The following is a 4,297-nucleotide window of genomic DNA, read 5'->3' as shown; positions in this document are numbered from 1 at the left end:
TCACAACCAAGTTGTTCTAAAAATTGATTAGGCCTAAAAAAAGTAGGTACTATAAATCCACCGGCTCTTTCAATGTGCAAACCTGAATGAAACTCTACTCGCTTTAAATAACCCTCTTCACCTTGTAGTGAACGAATAGGCTCTGTAATAACTCTTATATTTTTATTACACAGTTCATCCATGAAAGGCTTACTTAACTCATTACCATTTGTTGCGATTACTAAATCCGTAGACCAGTTATAAACTAATTTTGTCATATGCAACGTATAATCTTCGTTTTCAGAAATAATAATAAGAGGTTGGTCTTTTAATTCCCATCCATCACAATACGGACAACTAAATAAACTTTTTCCATAGAATTCCCGTACTTCAGGAATGGATGGAAATTCTTCCTGTATACCCGTTGCTAATAAAACTCTTTCCGCCAAATATTTTGTATGATCCGATGTCACAATCTCAAATAAACCAGTGGATTGCTTCGTTATCGTTAAAACTGTTTTTTCATAATAATGAATCGATGAATACTTCTTCAAATCATTTAATCCTAATTCCTTAAACTCTTCTGGTTTAATCCCGTCACGTGTAATAAATCCGTGAGACTTTTGCGTTACACGATTCCTATTCGTTTTATTATCAAATAACGCTATTTGTTTACGAGCTCTCCCTAAAACTAAACTTGCATTAAGCCCTGMTGGACCAGCACCTATAACAGCACAATCAATAAATTTCATAAATAAAAACCCTCCAATAATTAACATTTATATTAAAGGTATTAAAGAGCTCTATTATCTTTAATATCTTTAAAAAATAAAAGCAGATCAAAAATCCACCGTTATTTTCTTCGGAAGATCTGCTATTTTTTGATTTCTTAGCTCTTCTTCCATTTTCCCCTCTGCTTCAAGCATTACTTCATTTATTACACATCCAGGTTCATGATGCAAACAACATTCAAATAATGATGTTTTCCCTTCAATAGCATGTATAATATCTAAAAAAGAGATATCTTCCCAATTACTGCTAAGTGAATAACCACCTTTAGGTCCTGAGGATGAATGAATCATGCCTTCCTTAGTCAACTTTGTTAATATTTTTGACAAGTACGTAGGTGAAACTTTTTGCATTTCTGCTAATTGATGAACACTAACGAGTTTATTTGGTGTAGCCTTTGCAAGAAAAAGCATTGTATGAAGAGCATAATTTGTAGCTTTAGAATATTTYATATTGTAGACTCCTATTGTAGACTTCGTGTATCTACAATAACTTTATTTTTTTATCGTGTCAAACATTTGTGATGCACCATACAGGGTTATCCCTTTTCGATTTGTACATCCTCTGCACAAATTATCACCTCTTTAAATGGACAATCAAATAAAACACCCAATTCAAAACCATCTTCAGTAAGCTCTATTTCATGATAAAGCCACCAAGCACCTTCAAAATTCTCCGGCATAGAACATTTCGTCACACCTGTAAAAGTTACTTGAAGTTTATCGAAATCACTAAAAGTACCACTACAATCCAAAAATATAGTTAGTGTATCTTTTGATGTTCTCTCTGTTGAGAGAACATCACTATCATGTAGAGAGAACTCATGAAGTTGAATGACATTTGACGGAAGATTTTTCTTAATAAAATTAAAGTGTTCTATATAGGATTGATCTAAATGAGTTATTCTTTTCTCGTAATCCTCGTTCCACTCCAGCAAAAATTTCTTTAATTTATCGGGCGGACATTCTGAATTAATTGTGTTGTTATGAATATACGGATGCAGTGACTCAGGAAGAAACTTTAATAATTCTTCTTTCCTTTCTTCCACCTCTTCTTTCAAACTTTGTTTATACTCTTTCTCCATCTCTTCCCATTCTTCTATCGACTCTATGAATTTTACAAATCCTGAAATTTGCATTTCTTTATACCAATCTCTTGTGAAATATTTCAATGACATCTCTCCTAAAATATTTTAACATCCAAGAAAAGCAATATATTTATTTATTATATCATTCCAATAACCATTTTTTCTAAAGAAAAAATGTAAAACTGCAAATATTCCGCCTATTATTTCTAAAACTTCAGAATATTTACAAAATTATAAAACTAGATTACATTTTACTAGTACAAGATTTTCCTGTACAAAAATCTAAACAAAAAAAGGGATGGTTATATGTTGAAGAAATTAGTAGCAGGGACATTAGTAGCAGGTTTTGCATTAACTGGAGGATTAGGTGTAGTAAGTGCTGCAGAAAAAGATAATACAATTAAATCATTTGATTATTTAAAAGTTGATGAAAAGAATGTTAATTCATTCACAAAACTAAGCGATCAATCAAAAAAAGACATCCAAATTACTATGGTACTACCTAAGCAAAATGAAAATGGAGATTGGTTAGCTTATGGCTTTACTAGCAGAGAAACATTGAATGCTTTTATTGAAAAGGATAAAAAGGCACTTAAAAATCAAATTAACCCTTTAGGTAGTGGTGMTGGTAGTACCGATTTTTATGAGCATCAAAATAAAGGTGGACAGTATATTTATTGGAGCAGTGGCTTTAAAAACCTACCTTCTAGCTGGAACGACAGAATTTCTTCTGTAAGTACAGCTTCACCTTCTGCAAGTTATTCAACAACGCTATGGGAACATTCTTCAACTCAAGGATATGGAAAAGGTGTCTCCTTTAGACACTCTGATTGGTATGGTCAAACTGCTAATTTAGCTGCGGATTGGAACGATATTACTTCAGCAATTGAAATCAAATAGCAACAGGGCATTTTAATTGAATAGGTGAAACTACATTTTTATATAGTTTCACACATATTACTACTTAAATATTATTAAATAGTAGAAAGACCAGTCATTTTAGACTGGTCTTTCTACCTTCAAGCATGCACAGCATGTCCTACCGCCTGCAATAATGCTTCATAATTTGCTTCAAATAAAATTAGAGAATTATTATCTTATTCATCATCAAAACTCTTCTGTAATTTCCGAATGTAAATAATTTGACCAATGTGATACGCGTTATGAGTCGTTACATTAGCTAATACTTCCCACCACTTCGCAGATACAGGAAATCCAATTACATCACTTTCAACCTTGTCTTCATTTATGAGACTTTGCCATTGTAACAGTTTCTCTAATAGTTTTTCTCTTAACTCTTCAAATGTTTGATTATCTGAAAGCATAAAACTTTTGTTATTATCACCAATAGCGGGCACGGCATTAACATTTGATTCTTTATACCTTGTTTGCCACGTCGAGTTCCAATACAGTAAATGTTGTACAATTTCAGCTATACTATTACTCTCTTCATTCGGTTTCCAGAAAGCTTCTCTCTCAGATAAATCCTTAACTGCATCTGAAAACGGAATATACCAACTAGGATCATTCGCATTTGCTAATAACTGATCTGCTAAAACATCTTTAACATGGAACATTTTACTTCCCCCCGTTAAAAAGATTCATTTCAAGACAATACTCACTTCTCTATATACGCTGAGTTTGCAAAATCCCCTCTTTTTAGCCTCAATCCCAAACATATGCACATAAAGAAACCGAAAGCACCTAATCCATAAGCTGTTGTATAACCACTTTCCCCGATAATCCATCCTGCAAGTCCTGGTCCAATCATTTGACCAACTGCATAGAAAACGGATATAAAACTAATTGCCATTGAGACATATTTCGGAGATACTTGCTTTGAAGCAGCAACTTGAATTAATAAAAGGATACCTCCGAGGCTGGAACCCCAAATAATTGCCGACATGATAAAGCCAATGATATGTCCAAATATAATTGGAATCATATCACCTATTACAGCTAATAAAAGTGCAATACATAACGTCTTCTTTATACCAATCCGATCCGAAATCAATCCCCAGACAGGAGCTCCTACGATTGAAAACATACCTGCAATCGCATAAACAGTTCCCGAAATTGATGCCGAAATACCATTATCAATCATAAAACTAGTTTGATATAAATTTGGAATTAAATAAACAACTCCAACAATAAAATACATCCATGCAATGATGTATAGCTCTTTCGTTTTCCATAAAAACGACTTATTATTCCTTTCCCCCTCATCTTCAGTAACTTCTGGATTTTTCAAAACAATTGAGGAAACGAATACAACAATACATGTAATAACGCCAAACAAAAGCCATGAACCACGCCAACTATACTCTGGAAATGTACGTACTATATAAGGAACAATTATTCCACTAAATAGCATGCCTATGCCAGCACCGCTTAATAACAGCCCCATTGCAGTTCCTCTTTTTTCTGGAAACCATCCTACTG

Annotated in this window: 6 protein-coding genes; 1 reads left to right on the top strand and 5 read right to left on the bottom strand. The window is 33.3% G+C overall.

The genetic code is table 11. The annotated features are described in order from the left end of the window. From AC1DTM_RS18975 to AC1DTM_RS18965, 3 genes are all read right to left on the bottom strand, one after another. Positions 1-731: NAD(P)/FAD-dependent oxidoreductase (locus AC1DTM_RS18975; RefSeq protein WP_477000653.1), on the bottom strand; the 731-nt coding region annotated here is incomplete at its 3' end. An 87-nt stretch (positions 732-818) separates the two neighbouring features. After that, complete coding sequence (locus AC1DTM_RS18970) at positions 819-1,220, bottom strand: Rrf2 family transcriptional regulator (protein WP_016105053.1); 402 nt, start codon at positions 1,218-1,220, stop codon at positions 819-821. A gap of 86 nt (positions 1,221-1,306) precedes the next feature. Next, positions 1,307-1,939 (bottom strand): DUF4085 family protein, encoded by a 633-nt coding sequence (locus tag AC1DTM_RS18965; RefSeq protein ID WP_016105054.1) that lies wholly within the window; start codon positions 1,937-1,939, stop codon positions 1,307-1,309. Positions 1,940-2,161: 222 nt separating this feature from the next. Here AC1DTM_RS18965 and AC1DTM_RS18960 point away from each other — a divergent pair, with 222 nt between their 5' ends. Further along, the gene (locus tag AC1DTM_RS18960) at positions 2,162-2,755 is read left to right on the top strand and encodes a hypothetical protein (protein ID WP_477000652.1); all 594 of its coding nucleotides are present in this window, start codon (positions 2,162-2,164) and stop codon (positions 2,753-2,755) included. A gap of 197 nt (positions 2,756-2,952) precedes the next feature. Here AC1DTM_RS18960 and AC1DTM_RS18955 read toward each other — a convergent pair whose 3' ends face one another. Next, positions 2,953-3,432 carry a DinB family protein gene (locus AC1DTM_RS18955; RefSeq protein WP_016105055.1) on the bottom strand — a complete coding sequence of 160 codons (480 nt, stop codon included), beginning with the start codon at positions 3,430-3,432 and terminating at the stop codon, positions 2,953-2,955. A 41-nt stretch (positions 3,433-3,473) separates the two neighbouring features. After that, positions 3,474-4,297, bottom strand: an 824-nt coding sequence (locus AC1DTM_RS18950) for an MFS transporter (RefSeq protein WP_477000651.1), incomplete at its 5' end; no start/stop codon positions are given.

Source organism: Bacillus sp. P4_D3 (genome assembly GCF_056401855.1).
The sequence above is the reverse complement of the archived record's forward strand: the minus strand, read 5'-3'. Positions and strand labels throughout refer to the sequence as shown.

Excerpts from the sequence above, each read along its gene's own strand:
- AC1DTM_RS18955 (WP_016105055.1), bottom strand. The coding sequence starts at position 3,432 with ATGTTCCATGTTAAAGATGTTTTAGCAGATCAGTTATTAGCAAATGCG.